Genomic DNA, 19,292 nt, shown 5'->3' with positions numbered 1-19,292 from the left:
CCGGGACGGCCGAGGGACCATTGACGGAGCGGAACCGCGTGACTAAATTCTGCTATGCGGATCTAAGCTTCCGTGAAGCGGAAAAGAGGAGAGTGCACGATGGGTCAGCAGGAGAAGGTGGCGACGAGCCTCGCAGGCGCGGTCAGCGAGGGCATCAGCGCCTCCCTCGCGCCGGTGGACGCGGAGCTCGCGCGCCACTACCCGGGCGACCCCGGCACCCGGCAGCCCATCCACACCGTCTACGTGCCGGGCGACGTCTTCGCCGCGGACACCATCCGCTCGTGGGGCGACCAGGCCCTGGCCGCGCTCGACGAGCACGCCCCGGACGCGGCCACCTTCGCCAAGGTCCTCGGCATCTCCGACGAACTGGCCGTACCGGTATACGACCGCGTCCGCGCCAAACTGCGGCGCGAGCCCATCGAGGACCTCCGCGTCGACTTCGAGGACGGCTTCGGCGTCCGCTCCGACGAGGAGGAGGACCAGGCCGCCGCCCGCGCCGCCCGCTTCGTCTCGGAAGCCTTCTCCAACGGCACGAACGCGCCGTACATGGGCATCCGCATGAAGTGCATGGAGTCCAACGTCCGCGACCGCGGCATCCGCACCACGGACGTCTTCCTCTCCGGCCTCCTGGAGCACGGCGGTCTGCCCGAGGGCCTCGTCCTCACGCTCCCCAAGGTCACGTACGCCGAGCAGGTCAGCGCCTTCGTCAAGCTGCTGGAGGCCTTCGAGGGCACCCGCGGCCTGCGCCCGGGCCGGATCGGCTTCGAGATCCAGATCGAGACCAGCCAGTCCATCCTGGCCTCCGACGGCACCGCCACCGTCGCCCGGATGATCGAGGCCTCCAAGGGCCGCGCCACCGGCCTGCACTACGGCACCTTCGACTACAGCGCCTGCGTCGGCGTGTCCGCCGCCTACCAGGCCAGCGACCACCCCGCCGCCGACCACGCGAAGGCGATCATGCAGGTCGCGGCCGCCGGCACCGGCGTACGCGTCTCCGACGGCTCCACCAACGTGCTGCCGATCGGCACCACCGAGAAGGTCCACGAGGGCTGGAAGCTCCACTACGGCCTCACCCGCCGCGCCCTGGCCCGCGCCTACTACCAGGGCTGGGACATGCACCCGGCGCACCTGCCCACCCGCTACGCGGCCGTCTTCACCTTCTACCGCGAGGGGCTGGAGGCGGCCGCCGCGCGCCTGAAGGCGTACGTGGCCAAGATCGAGGGTGACGTGATGGACGAGCCGGCGACCGCCAAGGCCCTGGCCGGATACCTGGTCCGCGGCCTCGACTGCGGAGCGGTGGGCGCCGACGAGGTCACCGCCCTGACCGGTCTGACCCGCGCCGAGCTCGACGCCTTCGCGATCCCCCGCCGCTCGGCGACCCTGACGGCGACCGCCTGACCCTGAACCCCATGGGCCCGGTCCCGTTCCACGGGGCCGGGCCGTCGGCGTGGGCGGGGGTCAGGGCGCCGGCGGGATCTCGCCCGAGCCGCGGGGGACGAGACGGGTGGGGAGTTCGGTGCGGGACGGGGGGAGCCCGGCTCCGGCCAGGCGCTGGAAGAGGCGGTCCGTGGCCACCCGGCCGAGCGCCGCCGGGTCCTGGGCGACCACCGTGACGCCCGGCCGCAGCAGGTCCGCCAGCTCGAAGTCGTCGAAGCCGACCAGGGCCACCGGGCGCTCCAGCGCGGCCAGGACCCGTACCACCGTGACCGTCACCCGGTTGTTCCCGGCGAAGACGGCGGTCACCGGCTCCGGGCCCGCGAGCATCGACCTCGCCGCCGCCGCGACCCGGTCGGGGTCCGTCGAGCCGAGCGAGATCCAGGATCCGGCCACGGCGAGGCCCGCTTCCGCCATGGCCGCGCGGTAGCCGCGCAGGCGTTCCGTCGCCGTGTGGATGCGGGGGTGGTCCCCGATGAAACCGATCCGGCGGTGGCCGCCCGCGATCAGGTGGGCGACGCCGCCGCGGGCCCCGCCGAAGTTGTCCGACAGCACCACGTCGGCGTCGATCCCGCCGGCCGGCCGGTCCACGAACACCGTGGCCACGCCCGCCCGCATCTCCGGCTCCAGGTAACGGTGGTCGTTCCCGGCCGGGATCACGATCAGGCCGTCCACCCGGCGGGCGCACAGCGCGAGCGCCAACTCCCGCTCCCGCTCCGGGTCCTCGGCGCTGGAGCCGTTGATGAGCAGTGCCCCGTGCGCGCGAGCCACCTCCTCCACGGCCCGGTTCAGCGGACCGTAGAAGGGGTCGGCGAGGTCCTCCAGGACGAGGCCGACGGTGGCGGTACGGCCCTTGCGCAGCACGCGCGCGCTGTCGTTGCGGCGGAAGCCCAGGGCCTCGATGGCCTCCAGGACCCGCTTCTCCGTCTCGGGGGTGACGCCCGGCTCGCCGTTGACCACCCGGGACACCGTCTTGAGGCCGACGGCAGCCTGGGCCGCCACGTCCTTCATGGTCGGCCGGTTGCCGTAGCGGGGGTCGGACGTGCGGCGGTTGTGGGGCACGGTCGTGAATCCTCCCTGGTACTCGGGCGAGCGTGCGGGCTCGTGACCTTGAGGATAGGCACTCGGCCGATAGTGAGGTTTTCGTGGCAGGGTGGGGCGGGCAAGCCACTGGGGGCTCCGGACGAGCCATGGGGAGAGGGGTAGACGTGATTGTCTGGATCAACGGCACGTTCAGCGCCGGGAAGACCAGCACGGCCCGTGAACTGACCGCAATCCTCCCGGACAGCACCCTGTTCGACCCGGAGTTCATCGGCGACGCCCTGCGGGTGCTGCTGCCGCCCAAACGGCTGGCGGAGGTCACCGACTACCAGGACCTGCCGAGTTGGCGGCGGCTGGTCGTGGACACGGCCGCCGCGATGCTCGCGGAAGTGGGCGGTGTGCTCGTCGTCCCGATGACGCTGCTGCGCCAGGACTACCGGGACGAGATCTTCGGCGGGCTGGCGGCGCGGCGCATTCCCGTGCGGCACGTGCTGCTCGCTCCTGAGGAAACGATCCTTCGGGAGCGGATCGCGACCCGCACCGAGCCCGGCGAGCCCGCGGACGTGGACCTGCGGGTCCGGCAGTGGGCCTACGACCACATCCCGGCCTACCAGGAGGCCCTCGGCTGGCTCACCGGCGACGCGCACGTCATCGACAACGGGGCCCTGACCGTGCGGGAGACCGCCGAGCGGATCGCCGAAGCCGTCCGCTCGGAGACCGCCCGGGTCTGCGACATCGTGCAGACCCCTGAGCCCACGCGGGAGACGGTGGCGGCCGGGGTGCTGCTCTTCGACGAGCAGGACCGGGTGCTGCTGGTGGATCCCACGTACAAGGCGGGCTGGGAGTTCCCGGGAGGCGTCGTCGAAGCCGGCGAGGCACCCGCGTGCGCCGGCGTACGAGAGGTCGCGGAGGAACTGGGCCTCGTATTGGACCGGACGCCCGGGCTCCTCGTGGTCGACTGGGAACGCCCGCAGCCCCCCGGCTTCGGAGGGCTGCGCCTGCTCTTCGACGGGGGCCGCCTCACGGAAGAGACGGCCGCCCGCCTCCGGCTGCCCGGCCCCGAACTGCGGGCCTGGCGCTTCGTGACGGAGGCCGAGGCCGCGGAACTGCTGCCGCAGCACCGCTGCGAACGCCTGCGCTGGGCCCTGCGCGCCCGGGAACGCGGCCGCCCCCTCTACCTGGAGGCGGGCGTCCCCACCGGCTGAGGGCCCGCTTCCCGGGGGCGGTGCGCCTCCGGGGCACCTTGTGCCGACTCGTGACGGCGTCGACTCGTGACGGCGTACCGCTTCGGCTCACGCGCCCGCCCGTCCTCACGCCGGGGTCTCGGCGGCGGCCTCGGCCAGGGCGGAGGCGGTGTCCGCCGTGAGGGGATCGCCGTGGCCGAAGCAGGCGACCGACGGTTCGAGGCCGGCCAGCCGCCGGCAGGACCCGACCGCCCGGACGCGGTCGACGTTGGAGGCACCCGGCATCAGCGGGCCGACGGCGGCGACGCAGTCCCCCGTGAACAGCACACCGTGGCGGGGCAGGTGGATACCGATGCTGCCGTCGGTGTGGCCCGCCGCATGGACGACGTACGCCCGGTCCCCGAAGCCCAGCGCGTCCCCGTCCTCCAGCTCGCGGTCCACCGGGGTGGGCGGGGCCTCGGGAACGGCCAGGCCGCGCGCGTACAGCGGGATCTCCCGGTCTAGGAGCACCGGTTCGGGAACGGGCCGCTCGTCGCGGATCACGGGCGCGTCCAGCCGGTGCGCCAGCAGCCGGGCCCCCAGCGTGCGGCGAGTTCACCCGCGCGCCCACGTGGTCGCGGTGGCAGTGCGTGAGCACGACCCGCTCCAGCCGCTCGGGGAGCAGCCCGAGGGAACGTGTCGCCCCTTCGATCGCCGCGGCGGATTCGGCACGGCCCGCGTCGATGAGGGTGAGCGCTCCGCCGTCCTGCCAGAGATACGCCTGGCCGATGGGGAAGCGGAGCATGGGGAGCCGGTTCGGGAGCATTCGCCAAGATCCATACGGTGAACGCACGGACGGCCCGCCGCCCGGGCGCGCGACTTCAGCCTGAGCGGAGTACGCCCAGGGCACACCGCGCCCTGGGCGAACGAAAGCGGCGGGTACCGCGGCGGCGGGTACCCGTCGGGCCGGATCAGGCGCGCTTGGACTCCGCGTAGTTGACGAGGAACAGCGCCTCGGCCACCGACAGGCGCTCCAGCTCCTCCGGCGACACGCTCTCGTTGACCGCGTGGATCTGCGCCTCGGGCTCGCTCAGCCCGATCAGAAGCATCTCCGCCCGCGGGTACAGCGACGTCAGCGTGTTGCACAGCGGGATCGACCCGCCCATGCCGCTGATCTGCATCTTCTGGCCGGGGTAGGCGGCCTCCAGGGCCGAGCGCATCGACGCGTACGCCGGGCTGTCGGTGTCCGCCTGGAACGGCTGGCCCTGGCCGACCACCTCCAGTTCGAGACGCGCCTTCCACGGCGTGTGCGCCTCCAGGTGGGCCTGGAGCAGCTTGACGGCCTCCGCGGTGTCCGCGCCCGGCGGCACGCGCAGGCTGATCAGCGCGCCGGCGCTCGCGTGCACGGACGGCGTCGCGCCGACGACCGGCGGGCAGTCGATGCCGAGCACGGTGACGGCCGGGCGGGCCCACAGGCGGTCGGCGATGGTGCCCTCGCCGATCAGCTCGACGCCCTCCAGCACCTTCGCGTCGGTGCGGAAGTCCGACTCCGGGTACTGCAGGCCCTCCCACACCCCGTCCGAGGCGAGCCCGTCGACGGTCGTGGAACCGTCCGCGGCGCGCAGCGAGTCGAGCACGCGGATCAGCGCGGCCAGCGCGTCGGGCGCGGCACCGCCGAACATGCCCGAGTGCAGGTTGCCGCCCAGCGTGTCGATCTTCACCTTGAGCAGGCACATGCCGCGCAGGGTGGCGGTCACCGTCGGCAGGCCGAGACGGAAGTTGCCCGCGTCGCCGATGACGATGGTGTCGGCGGTCAGCAGCTCCGGGTGCGCCTCCGCGTACTGCTGGAGGCCGCCCGTGCCCTGCTCCTCCGAGCCCTCGACGATCACCTTCACGCTCACCGGCACACCGCCGTTGGCCTTCAGGGCGCGCAGCGCCAGCAGGTGCATGATGAACCCGCCCTTGCAGTCGGCCGCGCCGCGCCCGTACCAGCGGCCGTCGCGCTCGGTCAGTTCGAAGGCCGGGGAGATCCAGGCGTCGTCGTCCAGCGGCGGCTGCACGTCGTAGTGCGCGTACAGCAGTACGGTCGGCGCGCCCTCGGGGCCGGGCAGGAAGCCGTACACGGACTGCGTGCCGTCGGGGGTGTCGAGCAGCGCCACGTCCTGGAAGCCCTCGACGCGCAGGGCATCGGCCACCCAGTTCGCCGCGGCCTCGCTCTCGCTGCGCGGGAACTGCGCCCAGTCCGCCACCGACTGGAAGGCCACCAGCTCGGTCAGCTCCTGCTTGGCGCGGGGCATCAGCGAGGCGATGGTCTCGGCGATCGGATTCTGGGACATGGGCACGCTCCTTTTGGGTGCGACGTTGTATCCGTGTACGCGGCCCGCGCATGCGCGGGACGGGCGTATGCCGGGTGCGGCGGAAGGACGGTCCGATCTTCGCACAGCAGGGTGGGGCGGCGTCTCGCCGTAGGATTTCCCCGGCATCGGAGCAACCGGGTGATCAGGAGCAGCAACACATCGTGAGCAGCGACGACGACGTACGCGACGCAGGTGCGGATGCAGGCGAAGGCGCGGGGCTCGACGCCGCGGCCGGAGCGGACGCAGGCATGGGCCCGGGCGCGGGCCCGGCCGGGCAGGGGGCGGGCGACGAGGGGGCCGGGGGAGCCGGCGAGGTGTGGGACGTGGTCGTGGTCGGAGCCGGACCGGCCGGATCCTCGGCCGCGCACGCGGCGGCCACGGCGGGACGGCGCGTCCTGCTGCTGGAGAAGGCCGAACTGCCCCGGTACAAGACGTGTGGCGGCGGCATCATCGGGCCCTCGCGCGACGCCCTCCCGCCGGGCTTCGTCCTGCCCCTCAAGGACCGCATCCACGCGGTCACCTTCTCCATGGACGGCAGGCTGACCCGTACCCGCCGCTCGAAGCACATGCTGTTCGGGCTCATCAACCGGCCCGAGTTCGACGCCGGCCTGGTCGCGGAGGCGGAGAAGGCGGGCGCCACCGTCCGCACGGGAACGGCGGTGGCCCGCGTGGAGCAGCACGGGGCGGCCGTGCCCGACCGGCGCACCGTCGCCGTGGTGCTGGCCGACGGGGAGACCGTCCTGGCGCGCGCGGTGGTCGGCGCGGACGGCAGTGCGAGCCGGATCGGCGCGCACGTGGGCGTCGAGATGGACCAGGTGGACCTCGGCCTGGAGGCGGAGATCCCCGTCCCCGTGACGGTGGCGGAGGACTGGAAGGGGCGGGTGCTGATCGACTGGGGGCCGCTGCCCGGCAGTTACGGCTGGGTCTTCCCCAAGGGTGACACCCTCACGGTCGGGGTGATCTCGGCCAAGGGCGAGGGGGCCGCGACCAAGCGGTACCTGGACGACTTCATCGCCCGGCTCGGACTCGCCGGCTTCGAGCCGGCCGTCTCCTCCGGGCACCTCACGCGGTGCCGCAAGCCCGACTCGCCGCTCTCGCGCGGCCGGGTCCTGGTCGCGGGCGACGCGGCCGGACTGCTGGAGCCGTGGACCCGCGAGGGCATCTCCTTCGCGCTGCGCTCGGGGCGGCTCGCGGGGGAGTGGGCGGTGAAGATCGCCGAGGCGCAGGACGCGGTGGACGCGCGCCGCCAGGCCCTCAACTACGCCTTCGCGGTGAAGGCCGGGCTGGGCGTGGAGATGGGCGTCGGCAAGCGGATGCTGACCGTCTTCCAGGCCAGGCCGGGGCTGCTGCACGCGGCGATCACCGGGTTCCGTCCGGCGTGGCGGGCCTTCGCCCGCATCACGCGGGGCGCGACGACCCTGGCCGACATGGTGCGCACGTACCCGCTGGCGCGCAGGGCACTGCACGCGCTGGACGCCCGGCAGGCGGCGGCGGCCCGGAACGGCGACCGGGCGTAGGTCCGGTCGGCAGGGTCACGCCCGGCCTGCGGCGCCCGGCACCGCGCCGCCTCGCCGCGGCAGGGTCACGCCCGGCCTGCGGCGCCCGGCACCGCCGCCTCGCTGCATCGTCGGGCGCTCGCGTGCGTCTCGTACTCGGGTGCCCGGTCCGCCGTGCGGTGTTTCCCTTCGGCTCTGAGAGCCTGAGAGTCGGGGAAGGCCCAATGGCGGCGAACGCCGCGGGCCGGGCCGGGGACCGAGCTCGACCGCCCGGACAGACCCCCGAGGCGGGCCGGCCGGGCGGGGCCTCGGCGCCTGCGCGCGCAGCGCCGCCGGTGGCCGGGGCGGTGGTGACCGCGCTGACGCCCGACCCCCTATCAGGCGGTGTAGCCGGTGGCGGCGAGGGGGCGCCGGGGGCGCGGGCCGGACGGGGGAGGTCCGCAGCCAGGGGGCGCCGCGCGGCGAACGCCGCGGGCCCACCGGGCGGGGGAGCTGCGCTGTCCGGAGCTGCCCTGCGGCTGGCTGCCCCGCGCGGCAGCCAGCCGCGGACACGTGCCCCGCTTTCGTGGCGCACCCGCTTGCGGGCACGGCGGCAGCCGCGCCTGCGCCCCGGCCGGCCCCGCGTCTGCGGAGCGGCCCGCGCGGTGTCACCTCGACGCCGGGACGATCCGGAAGACGGGGTGGTCGCCGGCGATGGCCTGGATTTCCGCGTCCGAGGCCTTCGCGTCGACGCCCCGGAAGAACTGGTTGACCTCCCAGCCCCACTTCTCCAGGTAGGTGCGCAGGATCGCGGCCTTCTCGACCGGGTCGGTGACCTCGACGACGGTGAACGCGCGCACCTTCCGCCCCACGCGCAGCTCGCCGCCGCCCGCCACCCGCATGTTGCGGACCCACTGGGAGTGGCCGCGGGCCGAGACGAGGTACTCCGCGCCCTCGAACGTGTGCGGATTGACCGGGATGCGCTGCATCTGGCCGGACGTGCGGCCGCGCACAGAGAGCTCCGCGCTGCCGGCCAGGCTGATGCCGAAGCGGGCCAGCTTTCCGAAGAACGAGTTGAAGCGGGTGACGAGCGGGCCGGCCTGGACGTAATACGGGGTGGGGGCGTTCACGAGGACCTCCGGGCCGTCATCTGCATTGGGAGAGCAGTGCTCTCGCTTGAGATCAGTGTGCATCGGATCGGTGCACCAAAGCAAGAGCAGTGCTCTCGAAAAGGATCGGGGATCCACTTTCCGGGCAGTGCTCCGCCCGCGTGGCAGACTGGCCCGCATGAACACCGTGCGAGGGGCCAGGGAACGGGCCCGCATTGAGGTCACCGCCGCCATCAAGGACGAGGCCCGCCGCCGGCTCGCCGCCGAGGGCGCCGCCAAACTCTCCCTGCGCGCCGTCGCCCGCGAGCTGGGCATGGTCTCCTCGGCCCTCTACCGCTACTTCCCGAGCCGCGACGAGCTGCTGACCGCGCTCATCATCGATGCCTACGACAGCCTCGGCGCCGCCGCCGAGCAGGCCGACGCCCGCGCCCTCGCCGCCGGCGCCCCGCCCCGCGACCGCTGGATCGCCGTCTGCGAGGCCGTCCGCACGTGGGCGCTGGAGCACCCGCACGAATACGCCCTCGTCTACGGCTCCCCGGTCCCCGGCTACAGCGCCCCCGCCGACACCGTCGGCCCCGCCTCCCGGGTCGGCAACGTCCTCATCGGCATCGCCCGCGGCGCGTACGAGGGGCGCGGCCTCGCCCTTCCGCCGCTCCCGCCCGCCCTGGGCCCCGAGGCCGGCCGGATGGCCGCCGAGTTCGCCGAGGGCCTGCCGCCTGCGGTCGTCGCAGCCCTCGTCGCCGCCTGGGCGCAGCTCGCCGGGCTCGTTTCCTTCGAACTGTTCGGCCAGTTCAAGGGGGTCGTCGAGGAGCGCTCCGCCTTCTTCACCCACGCGGCGGGGCAACTGGCGCACGGGGTCGGACTGCCCGCCGTATGACAGAAGGGCGGGGCAGGGGGGCGTCCCCGGGGGAATTCACGTGATGGGGCGATGGTTCGCTCTGCTGTTCCTCAGGTCAATACAAGAGGTTCAGCCTTGAACGACGGGCCGTCCGTCTAGTGTTCCTCGGGTCCCCCAGCCCCGCCTCCATCGGAGGAAACGTTTCATGCCTCGCGCCGAGAAGGCCTTGTACGCGGTCCTGGCGACCGTCCTACTGGCCGCGCCGGCGCCGTCCGCCGCCCCGCAGCAGCGCGAAGCGTCCACCGGGTCCGCTCCTGCCGCCGCCCCGGCGCCCGCCCCGCCCCCCACCCCCCGGATGCCCGGCGTACGGGGCCTGGAGATCGGCGTCCCCGCCTACGTGATGGCGGACGACCGGATGCTGACCGACCTCACGAAGGCCGGCCCGGCGCCCTCTGTGGTCGTGCTGAACCCGGGCAACGGCGACGCCCCCTTCGACACCCCCTGGCGGGCCCGCGCCGACGCGCTCCGCGCCCGCACGACCTCCACCGGCGAGCGCACCAAGGTGCTCGGCTACGTGCACACCGACCACGGCAACCGCGACATCGCCGCCGTCAGGGCATCCGTCGACAACTACCTCAAGACCCCCGACGGCCGCCTCCACGTCGACGGCATCTTCTTCGACGTCGTCAGCCGCGACTGCGGCCCCGCCAACGCCACCCGCGACCACTACGCCGAGCTGCGCCGCTACGTCCAGGACACCATGAACGCAGCCGACCCCGCCGTCCCCGACCTCGTCGTCAACAACCCCGGCACCGCCATAGCCGACTGCTACCTGGAGCCCGGCCGCCGGACCGCGGACGTCTTCGTCACCTACGAGGACACGTACGCCGCGTACACCGGCGCCGGCTGGCTCGGCGGCAACGTCTTCGACCACGACTCCGGCTACCGCCCCGGCACCGAACTCGACCCGAGCGGAACGGCCTTCTGGCACCTGGTCCACGACGTCCCCGGCGACGAGGCGATGCGCGCCACCCTCCGCACCGCCTTCGGCCGGGGCGCGGGCTACGCGTACGCCACGGACACGGTCATGCCCAACCCGTGGAACACGGGCCCGACATGGAAGTACACCTCCCAGACCGCCTACGCGGCCACGATCGGCCAGGACGTGTCCTGAGCCTCGTACGACCGTTGCCGTGCCGGTGTCGGGTGCGTCTGCCCCAAGGGCTGTTCGGCGCTGCCGGGTGCGGAGAACTCGGCGGGCGAGGTGACGCCGGCCGTGACCCGGGCGAAGGCGTCCACGGCCGGTCCGCTCCGGGAGACCGCGGCGAGCAGCCGGCCCAGTCCCGACGGCGGATCCGGCGCGGCCGGCCCGGCGGTGAACTCGTACATCGTCATGACCTGTTCGTCCCCGGCCGCTCCTTCACGGCCTGTCGAAGCTCCGCCGGCCGGTGAAGGTCTCGTCGAGCGCCCGTACGCACAACTCCGCGTCGCGGAAGGCGTTTTTGGACCGCGACTGCGGAGCCGGGTTCCTACCCCCGTTCTCCCAGCCCCGCCCCCGTCTCGCGGCCGGTCCTCTGATTGCATGACCCCATGAACGCCATGGCCACGAGCCTCATCGCCGTGCTCGGTACGCTGCTGGGCTCGGTGGTGACCCATGCGTTCCAGCAGCGCGCCGCGCGGCGTACGGAGCAGAACGCCCTGGAGGCGCAGCGGCGTCAGGAGCGGCTCGACGCCTACGGCGCGTACGCGGGCCTGCTCGTGGAGTTCCGCCAGGCCATGCTGCACCACTGGTTCTGCGTGCACCAGGGTCGCGACGGTGAGGACGAAGCCGCCCTGCGCAGACGGTCGTTCGAGACGCGCGCCAACACGCAGCAGGCACTCTTCCGGCTCCAGCTGATCACCGACGACCCCGATCTCGGCGCCGCAGCGGTCGAGGCCTTCACCGCGGTCGGTGCCATCGACCGCGCGCAGGACCTCGCCGCACTCGTCACCCGGCGGGATACGACCCGCGAGCTGATCGACACCTTCGTGACGACCGCCCGCCGCTGCGTCTAGGCCGCGAGTCGGTATCGGCGTCGGTCATGCGGCCAGCATCCCAGCCGCGACGATCACCCGCGCGGGCCTTTCGCGGAGCGGGTACGCCCGGTCCGGGTCAGCGGTAGTCGTCCGGGTGGCCCTGCATCCAGGTGTTGATCTTGTCGCGGGTGCCGATCAACAGGCTCTGGTGCTCCTTCAGGTTCTTGAAGCCACGGTCCCCGCCCAGCTCCGCGTCGAGCTTCGCGACCAGCGCGATCGGTTCCGGGAAGTGCCCGGGCCCCTTCGGATCCGCCTTCATCGCCGCGTCCAGGCCGTGGAGTTCGTCGTAGACCCGGCCGAGGAAGTAGGCGCATTCGGCGGGGGTGCACGAACCGTCCAGCGTCGCCTGCAGCCCCGCGAAGGCGTCCCGGACCTTCTCCGGCGCGGCGCCGGGCTGGGCCGGGGAGGACGGCCCGCGGGATGCCGAGGGCCCGCCCGGGCCCGCCTCCGACGGCCCCGGCAGCGAGGACGCGGACGGCGTGGAGGGAGCCGAAGGAGCGGAGGACGCGGACGCGGAGGACGCCGAGGATGCGGCGGCCGGCGTGGCCGGACCCGAATCGCAGGAGACCGCGAACCCCGCAAGAACCACCGCGGCCACCGCCGCGCCGCGCACCGTGGAACCGAACATCTGCCACCCCCGTGATCGTTGAGGAGGCGACCATAACCGCTGGTCCGCGCAGGTATCCGGCCGGGGGTGGGTGGCGGGCGCCGGCGGCGGCGCCCCACGACGTCCGACGGCGCCCGCTCCCACCCGAAGGGTCAGATTCCGGCCGTCTCCCTCCACAGCGCCGCCAACGACAGGTCGCCCGTCACCCCGGGGCCCGCCAGCGGCTGCCGGTTCCACAGCGCCGCGTAGAGCCAGGCCGCCTCACCGGTCACCTCGCAGTCGACCGCGTCGCCCAAGTCGCCCAGGACCGTGTGCGGCGGCGCAGGCGACAGGTGCACGGTCCACACCGCACCCGTGTCGGCGGCCCGGATCCGCATCGTCCGCGGCTCCGTGGTCCGCACCCGGCTGCGCGGGCGCGCGTGGAAGCCGGTGAGGAGCTCGTCCACCCCGTCCTCCGCGAACTCCGCCGCCACCGGCGAGAAGACGACGCCCAGCGCCGTCTCCGCGTCCATCCGGTGCACGGTGGTCTCGTGGGCCTGCCGCCGGGCCCAGAACGCGACCGCCGACGGCGGGGCCGTCGGGAGGAAGGTCCAGCACTGCACGTCGTCCGGCGCCTCCGTCAGCGTCCGCACCAGATCCGCGTGGCCCTCCCGGAACCACGTCAGGAGCTCGCCGCCGACCAGTTCCGGCGCCTCCGGGAAGCCCGTCGGCTCCAGCCGCCCCTCCGCGACGTAGGCGGCGGCCCAGCGGTGCACCGACCCGGTGTGCCGCAGCAGGTCGGTGACGTGCCAGCCCGGGCAGGACGGGACGAAGGCGTCCGTACCGGCTCGTTCTGCCACGTCGGCGAGCAGTTCGCCCTCCCGGGCGAGGGTCTTCACGTACTCGGTGATCTCCATACCGGGAGTCTTGCAGCCCCGGCGGCGACAATGGAGGGATGGACGGGGAACTCTTCCCGCGCGAGCGGACCCTGATCGCCCCCGGGGCGGTGCACGTGCCCGACTGGCTCGGGGAGCGCCGGCAGGCCGAGTTGCTGGAGGCCTGCCGCGAGTGGGCCCGCCCGCCGGCCGGCCTGCGCACCGTACGCACCCCGGGCGGCGGGGTGATGACCGCCCGGCAGGTGTGCCTGGGCCTGCACTGGTACCCGTACGGCTACGCCCGCACCGCGGTCGACGGGGACGGGGAGCCGGTCAAGCCGATGCCGGACTGGCTCGCCGAGCTGGGCCGGGAAGCGGTCGCCGCCGCCTACGGGGTGCCGCCGGAGCCCGGCGCGGCCGCTTACGACATCGCACTGATCAACTTCTACGACGGGGACTCCCGCATGGGCATGCACCGCGACGCGGAGGAGAAGTCCCCGGCGCCGGTGGTCTCGCTCAGCCTCGGCGACAGCTGCCTCTTCCGCTTCGGGAACACCGTCTCGCGCGGACGCCCCTACCGGGACGTCGAGCTGCGCAGCGGGGACCTCTTCGTCTTCGGCGGCCCCAGCCGGCAGGCGTACCACGGGGTGCCGAAGGTGCTGCCGGGCACCGGTCCGCGGGCGCTCGGGCTGACCGGGCGGCTCAACATCACACTCAGGGTCGCCGGACTGGGCCGGGGAGTGTCGTCGACGCGGCGCCGGCCGCCGGAGGACCCCGCCGGCCGGACGAGACCTTGACGACACGAAGCGGGCGTCTCGTGTGGATCAGGGCGGATGAGGACGCCGCGAGCCCCGGCATCATCCACTGGACGCGGCCTGGGGCGGGACGGCGTCCGGCGCCCTCCGATCATGCGAGGATCGATGCCATGAACGGCAACGGGGCCCCACCGCGGATGGGGGATGCGACCACGGCACCGGTCTCGAGCACCGGCACGCGGACCAAACTGGAACGCGGCCGCGGCGCGCTCGGGCCGGCGCTGGAGCTCGTCCACACCGGCCGCGCGCCGACCCGTGCGGTGCTGACGGCCGAGCTGGGGGTCACCCGTGCCACCGCCGGGGCCGTCGCGGCCGAGCTGGAGGCGCTCGGACTGATCCGGGTCGACTCCCGCCCCGGTGCCTCGGGCGGCACCGGAGGCACCGGCGGGGCCCAGGGCCGCCCCTCGCACCGCCTCTCGGTGGCCGAGGACGGGCCGGTGGCGCTCGCGGCCCAGGTGCACTCGGACGGCTTCCGGGCCGCCCTCGTAGGGCTCGGCGGCCGGATCGTGGCCACCGCCCCCGGCAAGGTCACCGTCTCAGCGGACCCGGCACAGGTGCTCGGCGCGGTCGTGCGGGCGGGTGCGGAGCTGCTCGCGGACAGCGGCCGCCGCTGCGTCGGCGCCGGCCTCGCGGTCCCCTCGGCGGTCGCCGAGCCGGACGGCACGGCCCTGAACCCGCTGCACCTGGCCTGGCCTGCGGGCTCTCCCGTACGGGACATCTTCGCGGAGTGCGTGAAGGCCGCCGGCATCGACGGACCGGCCCTGACCGGGAACGACGTCAACCTCGCGGCGCTCGCCGAGCACCGGCACGGCGCGGGCCGCAGCGCGCAGCACCTGCTGTGCGTCGCCACGGGGCACCGCGGGGTCGGTGGGGCCCTGGTGCTGGACGGCCGTCTGCACAGCGGCAGTTCCGGCCTGGCCCTGGAGGTCGGCCACCTCACCGTGAACCCCGAGGGGCGGGCCTGCCACTGCGGCGGCCGCGGCTGCCTGGACGTGGAAGCGGACCCGCTGGCCTTCCTCACCGCGGCGGGCCGCAGCCCCGGCCCCGAGGTGTCGCTGCTCCAGCAGGCCCGTGACCTGCTGCGCGAGGAGCCCGAGGAGCCGGCGGTAAGGGCGGCCACGGAAGAGCTGATCGACCGGCTCGGCCTGGGCCTGGCGGGCCTGGTCAACATCCTGAACCCGGACCGGATCATCCTGGGCGGTCTGCACCGGGAACTGCTCCACGCCGACCCGGAGCGGCTCCGGGCGGTCGTCGCGGACCGCAGCCTGTGGGGCCGCAGCGGAGGCGTGCCCATCCTTCCGTGCACCCTGGACCACAACAGCCTGGTCGGTGCGGCGGAACTGGCCTGGCAACCGGTGCTCGACGACCCGCTGGGCGCCCTCGCCTAGGGAGTGCCGTCAAAGTCCCGCCTGGCCGGCGCTACTTTGACGACCCTCCCTAGGGCACGGCTTTCGCATCTTGCCGGGCCCGCGCTGCCCGGCAAGGCTGAGGCCGGGCAGCGCGGCCCGGGGTCAGCCGGGGCGGACGGCGACCGGGGAGGGCAGGGGCAGCGCCGCCGGGACGGTGGCCGGGTCGACGGCCACCACCACCGTGCGCGCGGGTTCCCGCGCGGGCCTGGCCACGATCGAGACCGGGAGCATCGGCGTCACCGGCGCGGGCGCAGCCGTCAGGGAGAACCAGACCACCTTGCCAGGCCCGTCGGGCCGTTCACGCACCCCCCAGGCCTCGCTGAGCGCCTCCACGAGGGCGAGCCCGCGACCGCAGGTCTCCAGCGGCCCGGCCGGCGCCGGGCGCAGCACCGGAAGCCGCGGATCGCTGTCGATGACCGAGACCGTCAGCCGCCCGAGCCGGAGCTCGATCTCGACGACGCAGGTCTTGTCCGGCTGTGCATGGCGGTGGACGTTGCTCAGCAGCTCCGTCACCCCGAGCGCGGCCCGGTCAATGAGCGGATCGAGCTGCCAGTGGCGCAGTTGGGCCGAGACGATTCTGCGGATTTGGCCGATCCGCGACGGCAAGGCCTGCAGTTCGACGACGCAGTGCCTGCGGGAATGACTGATCACGGCTGCGACTCCCCGACATGAGTGTTACGGGTGCTGCACCCTCGGTAATGCTCCACCAGGGTCACCCACGGTGCCGCGCTGTGCAACCGAACGCGATCGAAAGCGATCCGCATAGATACCCAAAGCGACTGTTTGTGCAGGTGGGAGAGGTACATTGCGAAAGGAGGGGCGAAGTAGACCCATGAAGGAGCGCGGCGCATGAGCACTACCGGCACCACCGGCACCAGCGGCACCGGAACGACCACCGGAACGACCACCGGTACGACCGCCACGACCATCGACGTCGACCGCAGCGACGCGGACTACCGCGCCTGGCTGAAAGAGGCCGTGCGCAAGGTCCAGGCCGACGCGAACCGCTCCGCGGACACCCACCTGCTGAAGTTCCCGCTCCCCGACGCCTGGGGCATCGACCTCTACCTCAAGGACGAGTCCACGCACCCGACGGGCTCCCTCAAGCACCGCCTCGCCCGCTCGCTGTTCCTCTACGCCCTCTGCAACGGCTGGGTCCGGCCGGGCCGCCCCGTCATCGAGGCCTCGTCCGGCTCGACCGCGGTCTCCGAGGCGTACTTCGCCAAGCTGATCGGTGTCCCGTTCATCGCCGTCATGCCGCGCACGACCAGCCCGGAGAAGTGCCGCCTCATCGAATTCCACGGCGGCGCATGCCACTTCGTGGACGACCCGATGAAGATGTACGAGGAGTCGGCGCAACTCGCCGCCCGCACCGGCGGGCACTACATGGACCAGTTCACGTACGCGGAGCGCGCCACGGACTGGCGCGGCAACAACAACATCGCCGAATCGATGTACCAGCAGCTCAAGCTGGAACGTTTCCCCGAGCCCGCCTGGATCGTGGCGACCGCCGGCACCGGTGGCACCTCGGCCACCATCGCGCGGTACGTGCACTACATGCAGCACGACACCCGCATCTGCGTCCCGGACCCGGAGAACTCCTGCTTCTTCGAGGGCTGGACCCGCAACGACCCCGACGCGAGCAGCGATTGCGGCTCGCGCATCGAGGGCATCGGCCGCCCGCGGATGGAGCCGAGCTTCGTGCCCGGCGCCATCGACCGGATGATGAAGGTCCCGGACGCGGCGAGCGTCGCCGCCTGCCGCGCCCTGGAGACCGCCATAGGGCGCAAGGCGGGCGGCTCGACCGGCACCGGCCTGTGGAGCGCCCTGAAGATCGTCTCGGAGATGGTGGCGGAGGGCCGCACCGGCAGCGTCGTCACGCTGCTGTGCGACCCGGGCGACCGCTACCTGGACAAGTACTACTCCGACGAGTGGGTGGCGGCGCAGGGCCTCGACATCGCCCCCTACACGAAGACCCTCGACACGCTGCTGACGACCGGCGTCTGGCGCGAACCGACCGCCTGAGCCGGCCGGTCGTCCGTCAGGCGCGGCCCCATTCCCACATGCTGCGCACGACCGGTTCCAGTGCGCGGCCCCGACCGGTCAGGACGTAGCGGACCCGGGGAGGCCACCCGGGAGTGCGGTGGCGTTCGACGACGCCCGCCCGGGTCAACTGGGTCAGCCGGTCCGAGAGGACCTTGTCGGACAGGGCGGGCAGGGCCGCGGACAGCTCGGAGTAGGTGGCCTGGCCGCGGCGGAGGAACTCCCGCAGGACCAGCGGTGTCCACCGGCCGCCCAGCGCGGTGAGGGTGATGTCGACCGGGCAGTGCGGTTCGGGGGCCGGCGGGACGAGCGCGCCGTCCGGGCAGTCCGCCAGCGGACCGTCCGGGGCACCCGCCGCCGCGTGTCCAACCGTTTGGTGAGTCACGAAAGCCCGTCCTAACGTCCGTTGCGAACAGCCCGCCCGCATACCTCCAGGGGGTCTTTGTGCGCATCCATCATCTCAACTGCGGTTCGCTCCGGACGATCGCACCGCTCGGCACGACACCCACGGCAGGAGCCGGACGCCGCGAACTGGCCGCCGTCTGCCACTGCCTGCTCATCGAGACGGACGCGGACGGCCCCGTCCTGGTCGACACCGGCCTCGGCACCGCGGACCTGCGAGAGCCCGACCGGACGCTGGGCGCGGACTGGGTGGCTCACGCCCAGCCCGTGCCGGACCCGGCGCAGAGCGCGCTGCGCCGGCTCGTCCGCCTCGGGTACGCACCACAGGACGTGCGGCACATCGTCCTCACCCACCTGCACCGGGACCACACGGGAGGGCTGGCGGACTTCCCGCACGCGCGGGTCCACGTGCACCCCGACGAGTACCGGGCCGTCACCGACCCCTCGGCCGCGCACCACCGGCACAGCCTCGACGGCTTCATGCCGGCGCACCGGGCGCACGGCCCGCTGCTGGCACCGGCGAGCACCGACGGGCAGGAGACGTGGTTCGGCTTCCCCGGCGTCGCACGGCCGCAGGGGCTCGGGTGCGAGCTCCTGCTGGTGCCGCTGCCCGGCCACTCCGCCGGCCACGCGGGCGTCGCAGTGCGCGACGACGACGGCCGGTGGCTGCTGCACGCGGGCGACGCGTACATGTATCACGGCGAGCTCGAGGACACCCCGCCCCTCGACCACCCGGTCCTCGATCCGGTCCAGCAGGGAGCCCAGACCGACGCCACGGCACGCACCGCGACCCGCGACCGCTTGCGCGACCTCGTCCGCGACCACGGGGACGAGGTCACCGTCTTCAGCGCGCACGACCCGTGGGAGTACGCCCGCCTCACCGCTCCCGCCACTGCCACCGCATCCACCACGCTCAGCGGTGGGGGCCGCTGGCGCCCGTGAGGCGGGCGTCCAGGGTGCGGACCGCCGTGCGGAAGGAGTGGCCCAGGCCCGGGCGGGCGACGGCCAGGGCCAGACGGAACGCGGCCGGGCCGTCCGCGGCGAACGTCCAGCGGACGTGCGTCCCCGAGCCGGCCGGGGTCAGCCTCCACTCCTCCAGCAGGGCCCGGACGCCCGGCGCGTTGGTCGTGTCGACCCGGTACGCGTAACGCCGTTCGGGATCCGCGGCCATGATCGTCTCCTGCATGTGCACCCCGCCCAGCAGCTTGACCTCGCGGCCCGCACCGCCGTACGTCGGTCGGGCCAGTGTCACGGCCCTGAACCAGCGCGGCCAGCCCTCCACTTCATCGGCGAGCGCCCGGTACACGTCCTCGGGGGGCGCCGACGCCTCTGCGGCGAACACCAGCCGGACGGGCGCGTCGTCGATGAAGTCCAGCCCCACCGGGCGGAGTCGGCGAGCCATGGCGGTACCTCCTGAGGCGATGTTCCGGCGGACGTGCCGCGCCACCATAGCCGTGCTCCCCCGAGAAGTCCGCTGTGACCGCTGTGATCTCCCCACGGCTTCCGCGTCGGGACTCCCACGGCCGAGGCTCCCTTTCCGTCCCCGAGCCGCCCGCCGATTCCCCCGGACGGGGCCTGGGCAGCGTCCCCGCCGCGCGGGATCCTGGAGCAGCGCCGATCCCCCCGCGAGCGGAGGCCTCCGTGCCCGACCGCCCCTCCACCGATTCTC

20 protein-coding genes and 1 pseudogene are annotated in these 19,292 nt (G+C 73.6%); 10 read left to right on the top strand and 11 right to left on the bottom strand.

Translation table 11 applies throughout. The annotated features are described in order from the left end of the window. The first annotated feature begins 99 nt into the window (after window positions 1-99). Complete coding sequence (locus tag AB0F82_RS05405) at window positions 100-1,398, top strand: DUF6986 family protein (protein ID WP_362624249.1); 1,299 nt, start codon at window positions 100-102, stop codon at window positions 1,396-1,398. Between the two features lie 60 nt (window positions 1,399-1,458). On the opposite strand, the gene AB0F82_RS05400 is transcribed toward AB0F82_RS05405, so the two are convergent. Further along, window positions 1,459-2,445, bottom strand: a complete 987-nt coding sequence (locus tag AB0F82_RS05400; protein WP_362624423.1) for a LacI family DNA-binding transcriptional regulator — start codon at window positions 2,443-2,445, stop codon at window positions 1,459-1,461. 197 nt (window positions 2,446-2,642) lie between these two features. Here AB0F82_RS05400 and AB0F82_RS05395 point away from each other — a divergent pair, with 197 nt between their 5' ends. Beyond that, window positions 2,643-3,680: an NUDIX hydrolase gene (locus tag AB0F82_RS05395; RefSeq protein WP_356815866.1), complete on the top strand. Its 1,038-nt coding sequence runs from the start codon at window positions 2,643-2,645 to the stop codon at window positions 3,678-3,680. Window positions 3,681-3,785: 105 nt separating this feature from the next. Here the strand turns inward: AB0F82_RS05395 and AB0F82_RS38655 are convergent, their stop codons facing one another. The 3 genes and pseudogenes from AB0F82_RS38655 to AB0F82_RS05385 form a co-directional block, all read right to left on the bottom strand. After that, a complete protein-coding gene (locus AB0F82_RS38655; RefSeq protein ID WP_436842038.1) occupies window positions 3,786-4,202 on the bottom strand; it encodes an MBL fold metallo-hydrolase in 417 nt (138 codons plus the stop codon). 121 nt (window positions 4,203-4,323) lie between these two features. Beyond that, window positions 4,324-4,443: pseudogene (locus AB0F82_RS38650) on the bottom strand (MBL fold metallo-hydrolase); the annotation flags it as partial. Between the two features lie 166 nt (window positions 4,444-4,609). Next, entirely contained in the window at window positions 4,610-5,974 is a 1,365-nt protein-coding gene (locus AB0F82_RS05385) for a dipeptidase (RefSeq protein WP_362624247.1), read from the bottom strand. 335 nt (window positions 5,975-6,309) lie between these two features. On the opposite strand from AB0F82_RS05385, the gene AB0F82_RS05380 reads away from it, so the two are divergent. Beyond that, a complete protein-coding gene (locus AB0F82_RS05380) occupies window positions 6,310-7,512 on the top strand; it encodes a geranylgeranyl reductase family protein (RefSeq protein ID WP_362624421.1) in 1,203 nt (400 codons plus the stop codon). Window positions 7,513-8,138: 626 nt separating this feature from the next. Here the strand turns inward: AB0F82_RS05380 and AB0F82_RS05375 are convergent. Continuing rightward, on the bottom strand, window positions 8,139-8,600 hold the full coding sequence (locus tag AB0F82_RS05375; protein WP_436842037.1) for a nitroreductase/quinone reductase family protein: 462 nt from the start codon (window positions 8,598-8,600) through the stop codon (window positions 8,139-8,141). Window positions 8,601-8,757: 157 nt separating this feature from the next. Between AB0F82_RS05375 and AB0F82_RS05370 the strand changes: the two genes are divergently transcribed. Beyond that, a complete protein-coding gene (locus AB0F82_RS05370; RefSeq protein WP_362624243.1) occupies window positions 8,758-9,456 on the top strand; it encodes a TetR/AcrR family transcriptional regulator in 699 nt (232 codons plus the stop codon). A gap of 166 nt (window positions 9,457-9,622) precedes the next feature. Then, the gene (locus AB0F82_RS05365; RefSeq protein ID WP_362624241.1) at window positions 9,623-10,591 is read left to right on the top strand and encodes a spherulation-specific family 4 protein; all 969 of its coding nucleotides are present in this window, start codon (window positions 9,623-9,625) and stop codon (window positions 10,589-10,591) included. Here AB0F82_RS05365 and AB0F82_RS05360 read toward each other — a convergent pair. Then, a complete protein-coding gene (locus AB0F82_RS05360) occupies window positions 10,558-10,812 on the bottom strand; it encodes a hypothetical protein (protein WP_362624239.1) in 255 nt (84 codons plus the stop codon). The two genes, AB0F82_RS05365 and AB0F82_RS05360, sit on opposite strands and share 34 nt — an antisense overlap. 195 nt (window positions 10,813-11,007) lie before the next feature. Here AB0F82_RS05360 and AB0F82_RS05355 point away from each other — a divergent pair, with 195 nt between their 5' ends. Next, the gene (locus AB0F82_RS05355; RefSeq protein ID WP_362624237.1) at window positions 11,008-11,472 is read left to right on the top strand and encodes a hypothetical protein; all 465 of its coding nucleotides are present in this window, start codon (window positions 11,008-11,010) and stop codon (window positions 11,470-11,472) included. Between the two features lie 97 nt (window positions 11,473-11,569). Here the strand turns inward: AB0F82_RS05355 and AB0F82_RS05350 are convergent, their stop codons facing one another. Further along, on the bottom strand, window positions 11,570-12,121 hold the full coding sequence (locus tag AB0F82_RS05350; protein ID WP_362624235.1) for a hypothetical protein: 552 nt from the start codon (window positions 12,119-12,121) through the stop codon (window positions 11,570-11,572). Between the two features lie 131 nt (window positions 12,122-12,252). After that, window positions 12,253-12,996 carry a maleylpyruvate isomerase family mycothiol-dependent enzyme gene (locus tag AB0F82_RS05345; RefSeq protein WP_362624233.1) on the bottom strand — a complete coding sequence of 248 codons (744 nt, stop codon included), beginning with the start codon at window positions 12,994-12,996 and terminating at the stop codon, window positions 12,253-12,255. A gap of 38 nt (window positions 12,997-13,034) precedes the next feature. Between AB0F82_RS05345 and AB0F82_RS05340 the strand changes: the two genes are divergently transcribed. Together AB0F82_RS05340 and AB0F82_RS05335 are read left to right on the top strand one after the other, a co-directional pair. Beyond that, the gene (locus AB0F82_RS05340) at window positions 13,035-13,751 is read left to right on the top strand and encodes an alpha-ketoglutarate-dependent dioxygenase AlkB family protein (protein WP_362624231.1); all 717 of its coding nucleotides are present in this window, start codon (window positions 13,035-13,037) and stop codon (window positions 13,749-13,751) included. Between the two features lie 128 nt (window positions 13,752-13,879). Continuing rightward, window positions 13,880-15,157 carry an ROK family protein gene (locus AB0F82_RS05335; RefSeq protein WP_390076790.1) on the top strand — a complete coding sequence of 426 codons (1,278 nt, stop codon included), beginning with the start codon at window positions 13,880-13,882 and terminating at the stop codon, window positions 15,155-15,157. A 123-nt stretch (window positions 15,158-15,280) separates the two neighbouring features. Here the strand turns inward: AB0F82_RS05335 and AB0F82_RS05330 are convergent, their stop codons facing one another. After that, a complete protein-coding gene (locus tag AB0F82_RS05330) occupies window positions 15,281-15,829 on the bottom strand; it encodes an ATP-binding protein (protein WP_356812307.1) in 549 nt (182 codons plus the stop codon). Window positions 15,830-16,027: 198 nt separating this feature from the next. Between AB0F82_RS05330 and AB0F82_RS05325 the strand changes: the two genes are divergently transcribed. Further along, window positions 16,028-17,203: a PLP-dependent cysteine synthase family protein gene (locus AB0F82_RS05325; RefSeq protein ID WP_362624229.1), complete on the top strand. Its 1,176-nt coding sequence runs from the start codon at window positions 16,028-16,030 to the stop codon at window positions 17,201-17,203. Between the two features lie 16 nt (window positions 17,204-17,219). Here AB0F82_RS05325 and AB0F82_RS05320 read toward each other — a convergent pair whose 3' ends face one another. Further along, on the bottom strand, window positions 17,220-17,606 hold the full coding sequence (locus AB0F82_RS05320; protein WP_362624227.1) for a winged helix-turn-helix transcriptional regulator: 387 nt from the start codon (window positions 17,604-17,606) through the stop codon (window positions 17,220-17,222). A gap of 59 nt (window positions 17,607-17,665) precedes the next feature. On the opposite strand from AB0F82_RS05320, the gene AB0F82_RS05315 reads away from it, so the two are divergent. Continuing rightward, window positions 17,666-18,565, top strand: a complete 900-nt coding sequence (locus tag AB0F82_RS05315) for an MBL fold metallo-hydrolase (RefSeq protein WP_362624225.1) — start codon at window positions 17,666-17,668, stop codon at window positions 18,563-18,565. Here AB0F82_RS05315 and AB0F82_RS05310 read toward each other — a convergent pair. After that, window positions 18,537-19,025 carry an SRPBCC family protein gene (locus AB0F82_RS05310; protein WP_362624223.1) on the bottom strand — a complete coding sequence of 163 codons (489 nt, stop codon included), beginning with the start codon at window positions 19,023-19,025 and terminating at the stop codon, window positions 18,537-18,539. The two genes, AB0F82_RS05315 and AB0F82_RS05310, sit on opposite strands and share 29 nt — an antisense overlap. Between the last annotated feature and the right edge of the window lie 267 nt (window positions 19,026-19,292).

This window comes from Streptomyces virginiae, from assembly GCF_040638905.1.
Lineage (GTDB): Bacteria > Actinomycetota > Actinomycetes > Streptomycetales > Streptomycetaceae > Streptomyces > Streptomyces virginiae_B.
The sequence above is the reverse complement of the archived record's forward strand: the minus strand, read 5'-3'. Positions and strand labels throughout refer to the sequence as shown.

Excerpts from the sequence above, each read along its gene's own strand:
- AB0F82_RS05325 (WP_362624229.1), top strand. The coding sequence starts at position 16,028 with ATGAGCACTACCGGCACCACCGGCACCAGCGGCACCGGAACGACCACC.
- AB0F82_RS05355 (WP_362624237.1), top strand. The coding sequence starts at position 11,008 with ATGAACGCCATGGCCACGAGCCTCATCGCCGTGCTCGGTACGCTGCTG.
- AB0F82_RS05365 (WP_362624241.1), top strand. The coding sequence starts at position 9,623 with ATGCCTCGCGCCGAGAAGGCCTTGTACGCGGTCCTGGCGACCGTCCTA.
- AB0F82_RS05400 (WP_362624423.1), bottom strand. The coding sequence starts at position 2,445 with ATGAAGGACGTGGCGGCCCAGGCTGCCGTCGGCCTCAAGACGGTGTCC.
- AB0F82_RS05345 (WP_362624233.1), bottom strand. The coding sequence starts at position 12,996 with ATGGAGATCACCGAGTACGTGAAGACCCTCGCCCGGGAGGGCGAACTG.
- AB0F82_RS05350 (WP_362624235.1), bottom strand. The coding sequence starts at position 12,121 with ATGTTCGGTTCCACGGTGCGCGGCGCGGCGGTGGCCGCGGTGGTTCTT.
- AB0F82_RS05340 (WP_362624231.1), top strand. The coding sequence starts at position 13,035 with ATGGACGGGGAACTCTTCCCGCGCGAGCGGACCCTGATCGCCCCCGGG.
- AB0F82_RS05335 (WP_390076790.1), top strand. The coding sequence starts at position 13,880 with ATGAACGGCAACGGGGCCCCACCGCGGATGGGGGATGCGACCACGGCA.
- AB0F82_RS05310 (WP_362624223.1), bottom strand. The coding sequence starts at position 19,025 with ATGGCTCGCCGACTCCGCCCGGTGGGGCTGGACTTCATCGACGACGCG.
- AB0F82_RS05385 (WP_362624247.1), bottom strand. The coding sequence starts at position 5,974 with ATGTCCCAGAATCCGATCGCCGAGACCATCGCCTCGCTGATGCCCCGC.
- AB0F82_RS05360 (WP_362624239.1), bottom strand. The coding sequence starts at position 10,812 with ATGACGATGTACGAGTTCACCGCCGGGCCGGCCGCGCCGGATCCGCCG.
- AB0F82_RS05405 (WP_362624249.1), top strand. The coding sequence starts at position 100 with ATGGGTCAGCAGGAGAAGGTGGCGACGAGCCTCGCAGGCGCGGTCAGC.
- AB0F82_RS05370 (WP_362624243.1), top strand. The coding sequence starts at position 8,758 with ATGAACACCGTGCGAGGGGCCAGGGAACGGGCCCGCATTGAGGTCACC.